The sequence below is a fragment of the Microcystis sp. M_OC_Ca_00000000_C217Col genome, from assembly GCF_007095585.1.
Classification (GTDB): Bacteria; Cyanobacteriota; Cyanobacteriia; order Cyanobacteriales; family Microcystaceae; genus Microcystis; species Microcystis panniformis.
The window spans coordinates 1-17912 of record NZ_SFBV01000269.1 but is presented as its reverse complement, the minus strand read 5'-3'; the positions used below and the strand labels follow the sequence as shown (position 1 = coordinate 17912).

The 17912-nt window shown below is 38.6% G+C and carries 8 protein-coding genes; 3 read left to right on the top strand and 5 right to left on the bottom strand.

All coding sequences use genetic code 11. The features are described from left to right. Positions 1-236 precede the first annotated feature (236 nt). The 5 genes from EWV66_RS16960 to EWV66_RS16940 all read right to left on the bottom strand — a co-directional run bounded on the left by EWV66_RS16960 (position 237) and on the right by EWV66_RS16940 (position 8275). The gene (locus EWV66_RS16960) at positions 237-1898 is read right to left on the bottom strand and encodes a GUN4 domain-containing protein (RefSeq protein WP_052278270.1); all 1662 of its coding nucleotides are present in this window, start codon (positions 1896-1898) and stop codon (positions 237-239) included. A gap of 111 nt (positions 1899-2009) precedes the next feature. Then, on the bottom strand, positions 2010-2477 hold the full coding sequence (locus EWV66_RS16955) for a hypothetical protein (RefSeq protein ID WP_052278271.1): 468 nt from the start codon (positions 2475-2477) through the stop codon (positions 2010-2012). Positions 2478-2528: 51 nt separating this feature from the next. Continuing rightward, positions 2529-4541 carry a phospholipase effector Tle1 domain-containing protein gene (locus tag EWV66_RS16950; RefSeq protein ID WP_052278272.1) on the bottom strand — a complete coding sequence of 671 codons (2013 nt, stop codon included), beginning with the start codon at positions 4539-4541 and terminating at the stop codon, positions 2529-2531. Positions 4542-4969: 428 nt separating this feature from the next. Further along, the gene (locus EWV66_RS16945) at positions 4970-6139 is read right to left on the bottom strand and encodes a DUF6014 family protein (protein WP_052278587.1); all 1170 of its coding nucleotides are present in this window, start codon (positions 6137-6139) and stop codon (positions 4970-4972) included. Positions 6140-6199: 60 nt separating this feature from the next. Continuing rightward, positions 6200-8275 (bottom strand): ABC transporter ATP-binding protein/permease, encoded by a 2076-nt coding sequence (locus tag EWV66_RS16940; RefSeq protein ID WP_287108661.1) that lies wholly within the window; start codon positions 8273-8275, stop codon positions 6200-6202. A gap of 472 nt (positions 8276-8747) precedes the next feature. Here EWV66_RS16940 and EWV66_RS16935 point away from each other — a divergent pair, with 472 nt between their 5' ends. The 3 genes from EWV66_RS16935 to EWV66_RS16925 all read left to right on the top strand — a co-directional run. Further along, positions 8748-9401: a sulfotransferase family 2 domain-containing protein gene (locus EWV66_RS16935; protein ID WP_287108663.1), complete on the top strand. Its 654-nt coding sequence runs from the start codon at positions 8748-8750 to the stop codon at positions 9399-9401. Between the two features lie 87 nt (positions 9402-9488). Beyond that, on the top strand, positions 9489-15887 hold the full coding sequence (locus tag EWV66_RS16930; protein ID WP_287108664.1) for a non-ribosomal peptide synthetase: 6399 nt from the start codon (positions 9489-9491) through the stop codon (positions 15885-15887). After that, on the top strand, positions 15884-17912 hold a 2029-nt coding region (locus EWV66_RS16925; protein WP_287108666.1), incomplete at its 3' end, for a non-ribosomal peptide synthetase. The genes EWV66_RS16930 and EWV66_RS16925, both read left to right, overlap by 4 nt.

Here is a 17912-nt window from a genome sequence, read left to right as displayed (position 1 = left end):
TATTAACCTATTTGTGCCTTAAGTCCTTTCCTGTATGGATTTCAGCTATTTTTGAGACTAGGCACTCTCATCGAATTTTATTTTAAGTTAATTATTTGCATAACAATTCCCGAAGAGCCCTTTTTCCCTGAAAATTAGGGTAATTTACCAGATGAAAATGGGTAAAACCCTACACCCTACACCCACGAGAAACTTGTTCAGCAGACCCTAGATAGTCAACAGCTTAGATAATCGCTTTAAAAGTCAGACAGAGGAATAATTCCACAGGCTTGAATTTTGCTGAAAACGAGGTGAAGTTGCCACAATAACCAATTGCCAACTCTCCAGAAAGCCACGGAGTTTTGATTGTCAGAAGCTTCCGGAGATGGGTAACAAAGATTTTCTTCAAAAATCAACCAATGAACGGGTAAATGACCGAGGGGAGAATTCGGCTCTAATTCAAAGTTTAGTTGCTCATAATTGAGCCATTGACCTTCCTTCCGCCAACCTAGGCGCTCGCCTAGTTTCTTTTGGGTTTCATAATCCACTAAACCACCGAGACTAGAGAAAATGGCTTGCTGAATACTAAACCCGAAATGACCATTACTATAATGAAGCCAAAGTTGATCAATTTTTTTCAAATCCGAACAAGGTAATTGAGCAATATCTTGAGGATAAACCTCATTCCAGTAGGTCTTACGCAAGATTTTCAATAGTAGCTTGGTTGTTTGGCGATCAGCCGCTTGCCACTGTTGCTTTCTTAGCAAATCTTGTAATTGATTATAATCAATATCAGCCGATTCTTGAGTTAAGATATTTGGGGAAGTCTGGGGATTTTTAGAAGTAGAAGATTTGTGAATATTGTTTTGAGTGAATTGAGAGACAACTATTGCTAGGGGAGTTTTGGGGATAGTGTCTTTTTGACAAGCCTCTTGTTCTGCTAAATGATGAGATAATTTATTGATGGTTTTTTCTAGGGAAATAAATTGTTCTGACCATTCACTTTCATTGAATAAGTAATCATTAAATTGATCAGAGGAAAAAGCCTCTTTTAACCTTGCTTCTTTCTCGTAACCAGTCGCCAGAAAATTTAGCAAAAACTCAGAATTTATGGCTGAATCTGACGTTTCTAAGAGAGCCGGCTGAGGTGGAAAAATATTATCTACCAAATACTTAATTTCTCCAACTGTTGCATAAAATTCTTCATCCACCTTAATCACTTCTTCTATTAATAATTGAAAAGGCGCAAAATAGTCCTGTAAGTAGTTTTCAAAATTAATCGCATTTTGGGCAAGATCAGCAATTTCTTGGCGAACTCGTTGAGATTTGAGTTGATAATGATTTAATTCCTCATAAATTTTGAGTTCTTGAATAATTGCTTGCACAATTTTTTTCTGCTTTTGAGTATCCTCGGCTAATTTCTGAACTCCTTCCCCTAGTAATTTAGTTTTTCTCAACATCAAAAAAGATGTTTTTCCCAGTAGCAAAATTGCCCGAAAATTTTCCTGTTTTTCCAGCTTGAGTTGATTGAGAATATTTTGATTATTATTATTTTTAATTTCTAACTTTATTCTCTCGTAGTCTAAGATTTTCAATTCTTGATATTTTTGGGAAAATAAAATTTTGAGATTGTCACTGAGTTGGAGTAAAAAACGATAATATCCGTCTTGATATATTTCTAGTCCATTAATTAATAAATTATAGTCTTTAATTAATAACTGAGTCTCGATCAAGATTTCTTGTTGAGTGATTTTTTCTTTTCGTTTAATAATCTTACCAAAATAGTAATGGTAGCGAACTCCTTCTTGAATTAATTTCCGACGTTCCTTGATGATTTTCTGAAAATTTTTTAAGTATCTATTTTTAAAAACAGGAAGTTGATAGCTTTGCTCATAAATGGCAATTTTTTTATAGGTCATCAGATGTTGAGAGTTCCTATTTAGCATAGCTATCTTAGACCAAAAAATTCCTCAATACTTAGCAATAATCATCCGCTGCCCCCATCTCTTGCAAGAGGGAGCAATACCTAATTAAACATTTTCAACTTCAACAACAACCGGTTCATTTTCAATAACTGGTTCATTTTCAATAACTGGTTCATTTTCAATAACTGGTTCATTTTCAATAACAACTGTTTGAGGACTTTCAGGAGTTGGCTCAGTTACCGTTTCTTGCTGCTTTACTGTCTGTTCTTGATGGTCAGTCAAGTGTTTTTTGGTTTTTAATTTCAGGTCATCAGTCAGAGGTAAAGCATCAATTTCAGCCAAAAGTGTTTCCAGGGATTCTTTTTTACTTCGCTCAGTGTAAAAAGCATTCAGAACCGCTTCAATTCCGTACTGAGCAATCGCATCTCCTAGGACAGTAACCAACCCCATCGCTCCAATACCCAGAAAAACTACAAAGGGTTGTCCGAGGGTCAGAATTAGCACGATGACAGCAATAATAGCCGAAGCTAAATAAGTACCTGCCACTTTTTTGATAATGTTATCGAGTTCCATAAAAATCACCTCAAATTTCTAGCGAAGGATTAGTTTAATTCTAAAGCAAGGTTAATCTGTCTGTTGATCGTCGTCAAGTAAAGCTTGAAGAAACGGTTCAAGACTTTTGGGACGATAATCGGAAAAAGCTTTTAATCGTTTGACCACACTGTGATGAACAGTGACAACTTTTGTATTGAAATATCGCGATTGCTCACCTCCCAAGGACGACAATCCTTTAACCGTATTATCGAACTTGATGGTCGGGTCTAGTTTAATTTGGAATTCCTCAGATTCAGAGGTGGTTGAATCAAACTCTAATCCCAATTTTTTGGCTTGATTAATCATCCATTGTAAGGGGTAGTCGGAAAGTCCTTGATATTCTTTTTTGCCACCACCTAGACAGGTATGTTCACCGACAAATAAAACTTCTTTGACAACTTGTTCGGGATTGTCTGGATTGGCTTTGATCGGAGTATAAGGGAAGTTTTTACGTTTTTCATCAATGGCCACAGCATGAAAAGCATTCTGGATAATCGGACTTAGTTTTGTATTACTAAATTCATATTTTTTATGATAAAACTTAGCCAAGGGAAACCAAGGAGTTAAATCAGGAATACCAAAATTGCCAACTGTATCCCAACAACCTAACATCTTAACTGGAATACGATCTTGAAAATCTTCCTTTTCTGTCTCAATTTTTTTAGCATTAGCGGCACGAAATTGTTGAGCTTTGGCACTATCGAAACTAACGTTGTGGTCTCGATAGAGTTGATAAGCTAGGGGAATTTCTTTAATCTTAGAGCGTTTTAGGATTCCACATTTATCGATAAAACTAGCCAAACAACGAACGATATATGCTCCGCGACTAAAACCTAACAAATAAATTTCATCCTCGCTTTTGGGATTGTAGTTAAGGACAAGAAAACGATAGGCATCTTGAATCATCCGATCGAGTCCCCAGCCAAAAGTTTCATTCCCTAAACTTTTAATAAATTCGTTATCTTCGGCGCTGCCAGAACCTGACAAAAAGACGATTTGAGGGGTTTGATCCTCGGCAATATACTTAATAGATTCGGCGAATTTAACCACGTTGGTGGGGTAAGCACTGCCAGAGTTTTCCCAAGAACCATCACAACAAATAATTAACCGTTTTTTCTGGTTTGAATAAGTCAGTATATCCGGTTGAGAAATTGCCGTTTTAGTAATCTCCTCAATTTCATTACTGGCAAGAGCAGCTTCTGCGGCAATTATAATTGATTCTGAATTATCTTCCGGGGAAGGTTCTTGATTTTCTGCTGGAGCATCCTGTTCAATCACTTCTTCTTCTTCAAGGGAGTTAAAAATTTCGTTGACCATTGTTATCCTTTTCGCACTCCTTCTAGCTTTACTGCTAGTCTGAGTTTTTGATTTAGGGATCGAGGTCGGTTTAGAGGGAAGACTATCTAGTTGCCAGGTTGTCCCATAAAGAATACCATGATTGCTATAACTTGTTTGATCCTCGGCACTGCCGTTGAGTGATAAATAAGTGACTAGGCCAAGGTCATCAACTAAGGGAGATTGATACATCGTTTTTTGGATTTCTTCCTGGCTACGCGCTTGATTCCAAACAGAAAATTCGGCGAGACAACCTTGCCAATAATGGGAGAGATTAACAGAGGCTCCCAAGATGATTTTTTCAATCCCCGTTAAGGCACGGTTATGACCGTTCCCACGATGCCAAATGATCCCATTACGATAGATCAACATTCGGCCTGTGGTCGCATTTTTGACAAAGGCCCAATGAGTCCAATCACTATAATCCTTAAGCTTGACTTTTTTTTCAATTCGATCGAAACCTTCTTCGTTACCCGCATCCCAAAAAATCGCAGGTTTCACGGGATCGCCCCAAGGCAAGGTAATATGTAGAACGCGGTTATTTTCCCGATTAACAGCTTCTAAAAGAGTCGTTTCTGTAGCTAAATTATTTTCCCCTTTTGCCCAAAATGTAATGGTAATACTCTGATCGATGTCAAGAAATCCGTGGGATAGCTCCATGTAATCATCGATGCCATTAAATTTTAGTACAGAGCGTTGTTCAGCCATTGGTTTTGTCATCGACCGGGGGAGAAAGAGGTAATCAGGGGTTCAGGGATTCTGACCAATAAGAGACTGATCTATCTGTCGTGATTTCCCAGAATGCTACCGCCTAGCTTAACACATTTTAGTTATCTAGCGATATATATATAAATAAATGTGTAAGTAGATGGGCGTAAAAAACTCTAAGATCCCCCCGCCTGTCGGCACCCCCCTTATTAAGGGGGGCAGGGGGGATCGAGTGCAAAACCTATCTTCTATTTAATTGCAAACAGCTACTTAGGAGTCAACGACTAATATTCCAGAGCCGGCACTTGCTGTGGCGAGAAACTCAGAGGAGTTTACCCCAATCCCTATCGCCATCAATAGGCTTTGATGGGATGCACATGGCTGACTGACATCACTCCCCAGGCCAGTTATCAGCAAACCTTAGGTACTTATTGTAACTCTGACCAAATTCCGCGGCATCGCTCTACAATTAGTCCCTGAAAAATTAATTGGGTTGCGGGATGAATCTCTACTTTATACAGAGCAAAAAGACCTGTTGGACTATTTAGATTTAACTCCCTTCGCGTTAGAGATAAGGCTTTTGTTCGGTGCATTTCCACCGCTTTTAGTAAGCCTGTATAACTGATATTCCGCAGGGCCAATTGACCATTTTTTGTGAGATAAATAGCATCATTTTGCAAGAGATATTCCAAACTGATCAAACTAGCGTGGACATCCACATCTTTTTCTAAACCCCCTAAACGGTGAGCATCTAAACCAAAGCGAATGCAGAAATTAACAGCGACTAATTTTCCCGCTTCTTCGGCAGGTAAAGCACAATCGGCAAATTCAAACCCTAAACTATCTGAGCGCCACTCCTCGACTCCGGCATAGGTATAGTTTTGAAACAGTTTATTTTTGAGTTTTAAGTCAAATCCTAACCCACTAGCATGACCCGCTTCATGGAATTGGGTATCGAGATGACGATAGCGTTCACCATTAATTTGATCCTCTAGGGGTCCTAATAGCAAATCGGCCGTTTCTGGCTCAAAAATTTTTCGGATACATTCGTAGCTAGAACCAGAAAAGCGTCGTTTTTGCTCACTGGCATTATTTAAAGCTGGTCCCTGAACACTATTGGGAAAAGTCCACCTATGGGGAACGATAAAAGCCTCCCCCTTTTCACCTTTAACCGTGCCACAACTAGCAATTTCAGTAAAGGACAAATTTCTGGGAATCGGTTGTCTTAGACTGCCAAATTTTTCACGAGTCAAGCTTTCTAGTTGTTCGATAGAAGGTTCACTATTTTGGTGAATTTTTCCGTAAATTGCACTCAAAGTGAGTTGTCTTTCTCCCTGACGATTGATGCGATAGGGAGCAATCATCAGAAAATAACCATTTTTGCCGATAAAATTCAGATTAATGAAATCTTCTGATAAAATGCTCCAGTCGTTGGTTTCCAAAGCTGCTGCTGTTTTCCAGAGCCACTGAGCCGGAATTTCACAGCTATCTGCTTCCTGTTGACGCAGTTTTTTCGCCGCAATTGCAATTTTATTTTGCTCGATATCTTGGACGATTTCTTGAAAGAACTGTTGTTGATTGACCAGGGTTTGATTCATTTTTTTGGTAGCTAATTTCTGTAATAGTTTAACGTTGTTTTTTGAACCGTCTCTCATCGGCTAAACTCTTAGCCATTTTAAGATTTTAGGGTCTTTGTCATAGCGATAGGTCAGTCCATCTTTCCCCGTAATTGATTTTCCCTGACTGGCTTTGCTTCTAATGCTACTAAGGGAATAGTCGCTTAATTCCTTCATTTGTGCATGGGAAAGTCCTTCTTCGACTTCTGTTAAGATTGTTGTCGTTGGCGATTCGGGGGGTGGTTCCTTGGCAGAATTGATTTTAGGATTGACCTCGGTTTCCTGATTCGCTAAATCTTCGAGCCTATCTTGAGAATTATCCACAGAAATATTAATAATTTCTTTCACTTTTTGTCGGCGATATTCCTCTACTGTAAGCAGTTGCCAATGGGAATTACTAGAGAGTTCTAAAACCCATTGATGATAGTTAAAGAGACTTTCCCGATGTCCGACACTAATAAAAGTTGTGTGAGTTTTCTGCAATTGCCGATATAAATTTTCCTCATTGTTTAAGTCCAAAGCACTTGTGGCTTCATCGAGGATAGTAAAACTGGGACGGGTAATCAATACCCTGGCAAAAGCCAAACGTTGTTGTTCTCCCAGGGACAAAATGTTTTCCCAAGGCTCTTCTGTATCAAAGCTATTGACTCGATTTAGTAAGTTTTGGAGATTGACTTCTTGCAAAACTTCTCTCAATTTTATCTCATTGGTTTCTTGATTGCGATTGGGATAAAGTAACTGTTCTCGCAAGGTTCCTAATATTATATAGGGACGTTGGGGCAGAAACAATACTTCTTCTAGGGGGGGACGAACTAATCGGCCGGTTCCGGCATTCCATAAACCGGCAATTGCTCGTAGCAAAGAACTTTTACCCCGACCACTCGGACCGACAATTAATAAACCTTGTCCAGGCTGAACAGAAAGGGAGAGGTTTTCGACAATTACCTGTTCATAATCGGGAGTTTGCAAGGTGACATCTTCAAAGGAAAATTGGGTTTCTTCGATAGTTGTAATCGTGCTTAAATTTTCTGGTTGTTTAATGACTTCTTCTAAGGCTTGGGAAAATTGCGATAGACGTTCAACATAACTGCTAAATTGTGCCGAAGTGCCAAATTCATTAATTAATTCCGCCAGTGCCGTAGCAAACAAATTAGCCGCTAAACAGGCTTGTCCGACCTGTCCGAAACTAATGCCCTCACCATTGATATACAAAGGACCCAAAATGACGAAAGTAAATACTTGAATTGCCGCCTGATAGCCTCGACGAAAAATTTCTGTGCCTCTCTCCCAATCAATTTTACGTTTAGCACTGCTTAAGAGTTTATTAAATCTCCGATGAATAATATTTAATTCCTGATTTTCTCCCTCAAAAAAAGCGATGGACTCCGCATGATTACGAATATGAGTTAGAGCATAATTATAGTTAGCCTTAAGTTCTAATTCTTCTTGAGTAATTTTATTTAGAGCTTGGTTAAAATAGATAGCAATGACGTTACCGAGAATTGTCCAAATGACTAAAATAATGGCAACAGAGGAAGAAATTGACCAGAGAATCACTAAAAAAGTGATCATATCTAGGACATTTTCTAGGGAAACTGCAAAAAAGGAGAGAGCTTTACTGGTAATCGGCTCAATTTCTTGGGATAAACGCTGATCTGGGTTGTCGATATCGGATTTAAAATTAATTCTGTAATAGGCGCGATTATGCAAATATTTTGAGAGAATCCAGTCATTGAGCCAAGCATACCAATCCAGGGCGATTCTTTTCCTGAGAAATTTAAGCAAGCCAACTAAAATGGTGACAAAGAGCAGTCCAACCGCAAAAACTACCAAAGTTTTGACAAATTTATCAAAATCACTTTTTTCAAGAATGACATCAACTAAGTAATTACTAATAAAGCTATTGAAGGCATTTAATCCCACAACTCCCAGGATTGATCCGATTAGTAGGATAAGCATTGCCCAAGCTTTCATCACATCGGAAAAAGCCCTTCCCCCCGATTCAGTGGGATACCAATAGGGAGCAGCAATCAGCTTGACACTGTGCCAAAATTTGCTGACATCGGAGATAATATTAGTCGTCGATCGATCTTGAGCTTGAGGGACTTTGGCGGACATATAGCATTTATATTTGAGTTGTGGACATTTTGCCGGAATGATTTTAGATTTTGGTTGGATTGGCGGAGTTACTCATGAGCTTGTCTGTTGGGTTCTAGTTTCAGGAGAAACCCTCCCCTGTGTAGAAGGCAATTGGCGAAAATCTAAGGCTCCCCGACAATTTTAAGGTTATTGTGTTTGAGTTGTGCTAACATACTCCCGTGCTTCTTTAACCCTCGTTATCTTACTACAAGTGACCATTGTTTTGATAGCAAAAGCTAGTAAGCACTTCTCAGAATACCACATATTAGCGAATTTCGTTGACCATGACAAATTTTCTTTTCTTTTCCATGACAAGTTTTTTTTCTGTGATCTGTGATATGATTTCAGGGTACGAGGGACGGATATGATCCGCCCGTGATGCTTGCTACCCTTAGCTTCTTGTTTTGCTTTTCTCAACTTTGTCTTTCTGTCGCCTTTAACAGACTAAACCATGCCAGTAATGCCAGCCTTTGCTAATCAGAAAATAGAGTTTACAGATATACTATATATTCCCTATTATGTCGGTGAACAAGTTAAAATTTTGCGTCAACGCTATTTTGGCAATGTTGTCTTTATTCATATTCACAAGACAGGTGGCAGAAGTATTGAGAAATCTCTAAATTTACCTTTTGAGCATAAAACTGCTTTAGAGAAAATTAGCGAAATAGGCCAACAAAGGTGGGATCAAGTATATAAATTTACAAGTGTTAGAAATCCTTGGGACAAAGTTATTTCTCACTTTCATTATCGTGTTGAGACCAATCAGACAAATTTAAGGACAAAACCAATAAAATTTAAAGAGTGGGTTAAGTTGACCTACGAGAATAAAGATTCTTTCTATTATGACATCCCTAAAATGTTTATGCCTCAGTTGGATTGGATTACAGATCATGAAGGGAAAATTTTAGTAGATTTTATCTGCCGTTTTGAAAATCTTAATAACGACTTCAGTGTCGTATGTGAAAAACTTGGTAAAAATGTGACTTTACCTCATATTAATTCCTCAAAACATGGCAACTACCGTGAATATTACGATGATGATACTATTGAGATTATCGCAAAATCTTTTAGCAGAGATATAGAGAAATTTGGCTATAAATTTTGATATATTAGATTAACTAGGAAAAACGTTTGAAGATAAAATCAGATAAACTTCGTATTGTCGATGCCAACAGACTAACCCATGCCAATAATGAAAGCCCTTACTAATCAGAAAATCGTTATTACAGCTACGTTTACCAGTGAACCAGTGGAGGATTCCCTGTCATATTGGCTCAAAAAAATAGGAGTTCTTTATTCAATAGAATTTGCTCAGTACAATCAAGTCTTTCAAGAATTACTTAATCCTGCTAGTCTTTTAGCGACTAATCAAAATGGGGTTAATGTGGTTCTGGTTAGATTTGAAGACTGGGAAGGAAGTAAAAACAAGACCGAGTTGACCTTAGAGCAAACCCTTAGAGACTTTGGTAATGCCTTGAAAACGGCAACAATGCGCTCGCCAATTCCCTATTTAATCTGTGTCTGTCCCCCCTCTCCCACCCATGATACAGCGTTCAATAGTTTACATGAGAAATTACAAAAACAATTAGACCGTGATCTCCAGAATATCCCTAGCATATATCTAATTAAAAGTCAAGACTTAACCAATATTTACCCAGTAGAGAATTATTATGATCCTTATGGAGAAGAACTAGGAAATATTCCCTATACCTTGGCTTTTTTTGCGGCTTTGGGGACAATATTAGCGCGAAAAATCTTAGCCTTGACAAACTCTCCTTACAAAGTGATTGTCCTTGACTGCGACAATACATTATGGCATGGGGTTTGTGGAGAAGATGGAGTTAAGGGAGTGAAAATTGATGCTCCATTTCGAGCTTTACAAGAATTTATCATCACACAGCAAGCAGCAGGAAAGTTAATCTGTTTATGTAGTAAGAATCAACCCGAGGATGTCTTTGCCGTTTTTGAGCAACATCCCGATATGTTGCTTAAGGTAAATCATTTAGTAAATTGGCGCATTAACTGGCAAAAAAAATCTCAGAATTTGCAGTCCTTAGCGGAGGAATTACAACTAGGATTAGATAGCTTTATTTTTATTGATGATAATCCAGTTGAGTGTGGGGAAGTTAGAGCAAACTGTCCCGAAGTTTTGACATTACAACTTCCTGAAGATTGCAATCATATTCCCAGATTCTTAGAACATATTTGGGCTTTTGATCAACTCAAAACCACTCAAGAAGACCGACAAAGAACTAATCTTTATCAACAGAATATTCAGCGTCAGAATTTACAAAAATATTCCCTTTCTTTTGAGGATTTTCTCGCCCAACTCAACTTAGAAATAGAGATTTCCCCAATGCAAACGGAGGAATTGACGCGAGTTGCCCAACTTACTCAACGTACTAACCAATTTAACTTAACAACTATCCGACGGTCAGAATCCCAAATTCAACAACTTTGTAATTCAGGGGGATTAGACTGTCGAGTGGTTAAAGCAAAAGATCGTTTTGGGGATTATGGTTTAGTTGGTTTGCTATTATTTAATGTTCAAGAAAATTCTCTAATTGTCGATACATTTTTGCTTAGTTGTCGAGTATTGGGTCGCGGTGTAGAACATAAAATGTTAGCTTATTTGGGGACAATTGCTCAACAAAAAGGGTCAGAACAACTTGAACTTTTTTATAAACCTACTGCCAAAAATCAACCAATTTGGGATTTTTTAAGGACTGTTGGTCAAGAATTTCAGCAGGAAAAAGAGGAGGGATATTTATTTAATTTTCCTAGTTATATTGCGGCTAAAATTAATTTTATGCCTCTCGGTGATGAACAGAAAATAGCTACTAAAAAGTCATATAAACCAGTTAAGAGAATTATCCGCTCAGAGTTTTTTGAAGAGATTGGAAATAACTTATATGATGCTCAACTGATTCTGCAAAAAATTAATTCTCAAAACCAGCGTCAACGGACTCAGTTAGAGACAGAATTTACTGCTCCTTGTACTCCTCTAGAAAAGGTAATTGCGTCTCTATTCGCAGAAGTCCTTAAACTTGACAGAGTGGGGAGAGATGACGACTTCTTTGAGCTTGGAGGTGATTCAATTCGGGGAGCAATTCTAATTAATAAACTGCAAGCACAAATAAACGAAATTATTCACTTTATTGTTTTATTTGACAGGAAGACTGTTAAGGAATTAGCTGCATATATAGAGGAACATTATCCAAAAGCAGTTACCAAAATAATAGGTAAAGAAAGAACCGAAATTAACAACCTACCACAAGAGCGCATTGATGAAGCTAAAGTGTTACAAATGCGCTCCTTAATTCCTGATCTTAGCAGCCCAATAGATGGTGACAATAGCAAAAATCCACCAGCTATCTTTATTCTTTCTCCTTATCGTAGCGGTTCCACCCTACTCCGCGTTATCTTAGGAGGAAATCCACAGCTTTTTGCACCTCCAGAATTGGAACTACTAGGGTTTAATACTCTTGGGGAAAGAAAAGCAAAATTTTCTGGCCGTTACAACTTCTGGATGGAAGGAACAATTCGCACCATCATGGAAATTAAGGGGTGTAATCCTGAAAAAGCGATCGCAATTATGGAAGAATTAGAAGAGAAAAATCTGACTAGCAAACAGTTTTACCGTCTTCTACAGGGGTGGTTGGGAGATAAAATATTAGTGGATAAAACTCCATCCTATTCTCTAGATTTAGAAACTCTAAAACGAGCAGAAATAAATTTTGATAACCCTCTCTATATTCATCTGGTGCGTCATCCTTTAGGAATGATTCACTCCTATGAAGAAGCTAAAATTGAGCAAATATTTCCCTATCAAAATCCTTTCAATAATCGAGAACTTGCGGAACTCGTTTGGCTAATTAGCCATCAAAATATCTGCGAATTTTTACAACAAGTTTCTCCCCAACGTCAGTATCAAGTTAAATTTGAAGACATCGTTAAGCAGCCACAGAAAACCCTAGAGAGTTTATGTCAGTTTTTAGGAGTAGAATTTAATCCTGATATGCTGCAACCCTACCAAGAGAAAAAGCAGCGCATGACTGACGGTATTTATGCCGAATCTAGAATGCTAGGAGATGTAAAATTTCATCAACATCAAAGCATTAATCCTAACACCATTGAGCAATGGAAAGATTACTACAACATTGACTTTTTAGGTAATGTAACTTGGCAACTAGCAGAATCTTTTGGCTATCCAAAAAATAACAATAATATCCCCAAAATTAGTCGAAAAAATCCCGCCGAACCTCAGACTTTCCCGGTTTCTTTTGCTCAACAGCGACTATGGATTTTAGCGCAATTAGAACCGGACAGCCCTTTTTACAATATGTTTAAAGCGGTTCATCTTCAGGGACGTATAAATATAGAAATTTTAGAACGCAGTCTCAACGAAATTGTCCATCGTCACGAAATTCTACGCACTAATTTTAAGGAAGTAGCAGAAACTCCAGTACAGGTAATTGCTCCCCACGCAACTCTGAAAATTTCGGTTGTGGACTTACAAGGATTATCAGGACAAGAACAGTCAGAACAATTACAACTTTTAGCAACTGAGGATCAATTACAACCTTTTGACCTGACTACGGGAATATTGCTAAGAGCCACCTTAGTGCAACTTAAATCAGAATCATCAGCTTTGTTATTGACCATGCACCACATTATTAGTGATGGTTGGTCAATGGGAGTATTGCTCAAAGAATTGTCAAGTTTATATCAAGTATTTTTGCTTGGTGATGGTTCTGTTCTCCCAGAATTGCCGATTCAATATGCCGATTTTACAATTTGGCAACGGCAATGGTTACAAGGAGAAACTCAAGGTTTTATCACCATCCAAAACCAAATTAATTACTGGAAACAACAGTTAGCCGCAGCTCCTCCTTTGCTAGAATTACCTACGGACAGACCCCGTACCTCTGTGCAAACTTTCCGAGGTGGATGTTTTTCCTTTCAGTTAGAGGCAAAACTGACAGCATCCCTAAAAGAACTCAGCCACAAATCAGCAACTACTCTATTTATGACGTTGATGGCGGCTTATGTTACTCTATTATCCCGCTATAGTGGTCAGGATGATATTCTGGTAGGAACACCAATTGCTAATCGCAACTACCAAGAATTAGAAGGACTAATTGGCTTTTTTGTCAATACCCTAGTGATGCGAACTCGCTTAGAAGGTAATCCCAGTTTTGAAGAATTATTAAGACAAGTGCGTTCTGTTTGTACGAATGCTTATGCTAACCAAGACGTTCCTTTTGAGCAGATTATCGAAACTTTGCAAATAGAGCGCAGTCTTAGTCACAGTCCTTTGTTTCAGGTGATGTTTGTCTTACAAAATGTGGCCATGGAGGAATTAGAAACTCCTGAGTTAAAGATAGCGCATCTACCTCTAGATAATGTTAACGCCAAGTTTGATCTCACTTTACAAATGTGGGAAACAAATACAGAAGAAGGCAACTCTCTCCAAGGATTTTGGCAGTATAATACAGACTTATTTGATCAAAATACAATTGCTCGCATGACTGGTCATTTTCAGACATTATTAGAGACAATTGTTACTAATCCGCAAGAGTCGGTAGGAACCTTACCATTACTAACAGAAAAAGAGCGTCATCAACTGTTAGTAGAATGGAATAATACTGATACACCATACAGTTATACTCAGTGTATTCATCAGTTATTTGAAGAACAAGTAAAACGCACACCCGATGCGGTAGCAGTTGTATATTCAGGTCAACAATTAACCTATAATGAGTTAAATTGTCGAGCTAATCAGTTAGCACATTATTTGCAATCTTTGGGAGTAAAACCTGATAGTTTAGTCGGGATTTGTCTTGAGCGTTCTTTAGAGATGATTGTGGGGTTATTGGGGATATTAAAAGCGGGTGGTGCTTATGTTCCTCTTGACCCTGAGTATCCCAGTGAAAGGTTAAGCTTCATGTTAGAAGATGCTCAATTATCAGTGCTGTTAACGCAACAAAAGTTAGGAGAAACTCTCCCTCAACATCAAGCTTCGATTATTTGCTTAGATACCGACTGGGAAAAAATCGCTGAAAACAGCCATTCCAATCTAGAAAACACGGTCACTCCAGATAACTTAGCTTATGTTATTTACACTTCCGGTTCCACAGGTAAACCGAAAGGGGTGTTAGTCAATCACTCCAATGTCGTGCGATTATTTGCCGCTACAGATGCTTGGTATAATTTCAATAGTCAAGATGTCTGGAGTCTATTTCATTCCTACGCTTTTGACTTTTCGGTGTGGGAAATGTGGGGAGCTTTGTTATATGGTGGACGCTTGGTAGTTGTCCCCTACTTAATAACTCGTTCCCCCGAAGCATTTTATCAGCTATTATGTCAAGAAAAAGTAACAATTCTTAATCAAACTCCTACCGCTTTCCGTCAGTTAATTCAAGCTGAAGAATCCTTAAAAGGAAGTTTTCCCCCCTTATCAAGGGGGGTTAGGGGGGATCGTTCATCGACAACAGATAACGATTTAAGCTTACGTTTAGTTATTTTTGGAGGAGAAGCTTTAGAAATTAACAGCTTACAACCTTGGTTTCAGCGCCATGGCGACCAATGCCCCCAATTAGTTAATATGTACGGAATTACGGAAACTACCGTTCATGTTACCTATCGGCCATTAAGTATGACCGACTTGGATAGTACAGCTAGTGTGATTGGTCGTCCCATTCCCGACTTACAGGTATATTTACTAGACCAATATTTACAACTTGTACCGGTTGGTGTACCTGGGGAGATGTATGTGGGAGGTGCAGGAGTAACAAAAGGTTATCTCAATCGTCCTGAATTAACAACAGAAAGGTTTATTTCTAGTCCTTTTGAGAAGGATGAAGTGATCCCCCCAACCCCCCTTAATAAGGGGGGCAATGAGCCGTCAAAATTGTATAAAACAGGAGATTTAGCCCGTTATTTACCCAAGGGAGAGTTAGAATATTTAGGACGCATTGACAATCAGGTTAAGATTCGCGGTTTTCGGATTGAGTTGGGGGAAATCGAAGCATTATTAGCATCTCATCCCCAGATTTGGGAAACAGTAGTAATAGTGAGGGATGATACAACAGGAGATAAGCGTCTTGTGGCCTACATTGTGCCACAATCGGAAAAAACGATTACCATTAACGAAATACGGCAATTTCTGAAAGCTAAATTACCCGGTTATATGATACCTAATGCTTTCGTTATTTTAGATGCCTTACCCCTTACTGCTAATGGTAAGATAGATCGTCGAGCTTTACCGCCACCAGAATCTAGTAGTGAAACATCAGACAAATATGTTGCGCCGCGTAACCCAATTGAGGATATATTAGTAACTGTTTGGTCAGAAGTGCTAAAAGTCGAGAAAGTGGGTATAAATGATAACTTCTTTGAACTGGGAGGCCATTCCCTCCTAGCCACTAAATTAGTAGCACAGATACGCGATCGCTTGAAAGTTGAACTTCCCTTACGTCAGTTATTCAACTCGGCGACACTAGCAGAATTAGCCCAAGGGATTGAACAGTTAAAACAGCAAAAATCCGATACCATCGTTCCAACTATTTTACCAAGAAAAAGAAAATGAATTTTGAAGAATTACCCCTATCTTATGCCCAACAGCGTTTATGGTTCTTAGATCAATTAGAACCAAACAGTCCCTTTTATAATATTTCCCTGGCCTTGCATTTAGCAGGAAATCTCCAGGTAGATGTCCTCGAAAAAAGCCTACAAGAAATTATTCAGCGCCATGAGTCCCTCCGTACAAATTTCGCCACCATTGAGGGAAATCCTGTACAAATAATCAAACCAGAAAGCAATTGGCAATTAACGCTTGTCAATGGTAAAGACAGCCCAAAATATCGAGAAGAGCAGGAAATAAAAAAATGGCTAGAAATTCACAGCCATCAACCTTTTGATTTAGCCAATGACTCCCTAATTAGAGCCACCCTACTTAAGTTATCAGACACAGAACATTTTTTGCTGATTTGTCTGCACCATATTGTCTCTGATGGTTGGTCAATGGGGGTATTTATTGAGGAATTGACAACCCTTTATAATGCCTATACTAAAGGTTTAGAACCTCTTTTACAAGAGTTACCAATCCAGTACGCAGATTTTGCAATTTGGCAAAGGGAGTATTTACAGGGAGAAATCCGACAAAATCAGTTAAATTACTGGCAAAAACAGTTAGCAGCAGCACCCGCTTTATTACATCTACCTACGGATTATCCCCGTCCTCTGCAACAAAGTTTTCAGGGAGATCGGATAAAATGTATCCTTTCTCCAGAACTCAGTCAAGGCTTAAATAAGCTGAGTCGGGAAAAAGGTGTCACCTTATTTATGACCCTCTTGACCGCATTTGGAATCCTACTCTATCGCTATACGGGACAAACAGACATTTTAGTCGGTACTCCCATCGCTAACCGTACTCGTAGTGAATTAGCTGGGTTAATCGGCTTTTTTGTCAATACCTTAGTCTTAAGAACAGATTTAGCTGGAAATCCCAGTTTTAGCGAGTTATTAAAACAGGTACGAGAAACAGCAACGGATGCTTACGACCATCAAGATTTACCTTTTGAGATGTTAGTAGAGGCCCTACAACCTGAAAGAAATATGAGTTATACTCCTTTATTTCAGGTGATGTTTGGTTTAGATAATGAAATTGTAGATAGCATAAATTTAGAAGGAATAAAAGCCACTCGTCAGCCTTTAGAATTTAAGACATCTAAGTTTGACTTAAGTTTATCTATACAGGTAAAAGAAGCTGGATTAACTGCAATTTGGGAATATAATACAGAGCTATTTAATCAAAGCACAATTGAGCGACTATCAGGGCATTTTGTTAACCTATTAACTGGGATTATTGCTAATACAGAACAAGCAATTAGTCAACTACCCTTACTGACAGAAAGCGAGACTAATCAGTTATTAATTGAGTGGAATAATACTCAAGTTGACTATCCTGAGTATAAGTGTATTCATCAGTTATTTGAGGAACAGGTAAAACGCACACCCGACGCGGTAGCAGTGGTCTGTTCCCAGCAACAATTAACCTACAATGAGTTAAATTGTCGTGCTAATCAACTAGCCCATTATCTGCGGAAATTAGGCGTAAAAGCTGATACTTTAGTCGGCATTTCCCTTGAGCGTTCCTTAGAGATGATAGTGGGATTATTAGGAATCTTAAAAGCGGGTGGTGCTTATGTTCCTCTCGATCCAGATTATCCCAGTGAACGGCTACGATTTGCCATCGCTGATACTCAACTGTCATTCTTGCTCACTCAAGAGGGATTAATTAATAAATTACCCGAACATCAAGCGATGCTAATCTTGTTAGACAGATTCACAGAAGAAATTAACCAAAACAGCCAAGATAACCTAACAGGAGTAGTAACAGCCAATAACTTAGCTAATCTCATTTATACCTCTGGTTCTACAGGAAAGCCTAAAGGGGTAATGGTGGAACATCGGGGACTATTTAACCTAGCTACAGCGCAAATTAAAACCTTTAACTTACAGTCAAACTCTCGCCTTCTCCAGTTTGCTTCCCTCAATTTTGATGCTTCTATCTGGGAAATTATCATGGCAATAGGAGCAGGTGCAACCCTTT

Bases quoted from the DNA above. Each gene is read 5' to 3' on its own strand.
- EWV66_RS16960 (WP_052278270.1), bottom strand. From the start codon at position 1,898: ATGACCTATAAAAAAATTGCCATTTATGAGCAAAGCTATCAACTTCCT.
- EWV66_RS16935 (WP_287108663.1), top strand. From the start codon at position 8,748: ATGCCAGTAATGCCAGCCTTTGCTAATCAGAAAATAGAGTTTACAGAT.
- EWV66_RS16945 (WP_052278587.1), bottom strand. From the start codon at position 6,139: ATGAATCAAACCCTGGTCAATCAACAACAGTTCTTTCAAGAAATCGTC.
- EWV66_RS16930 (WP_287108664.1), top strand. From the start codon at position 9,489: ATGAAAGCCCTTACTAATCAGAAAATCGTTATTACAGCTACGTTTACC.
- EWV66_RS16940 (WP_287108661.1), bottom strand. From the start codon at position 8,275: ATGTCCGCCAAAGTCCCTCAAGCTCAAGATCGATCGACGACTAATATT.
- EWV66_RS16950 (WP_052278272.1), bottom strand. From the start codon at position 4,541: ATGGCTGAACAACGCTCTGTACTAAAATTTAATGGCATCGATGATTAC.
- EWV66_RS16955 (WP_052278271.1), bottom strand. From the start codon at position 2,477: ATGGAACTCGATAACATTATCAAAAAAGTGGCAGGTACTTATTTAGCT.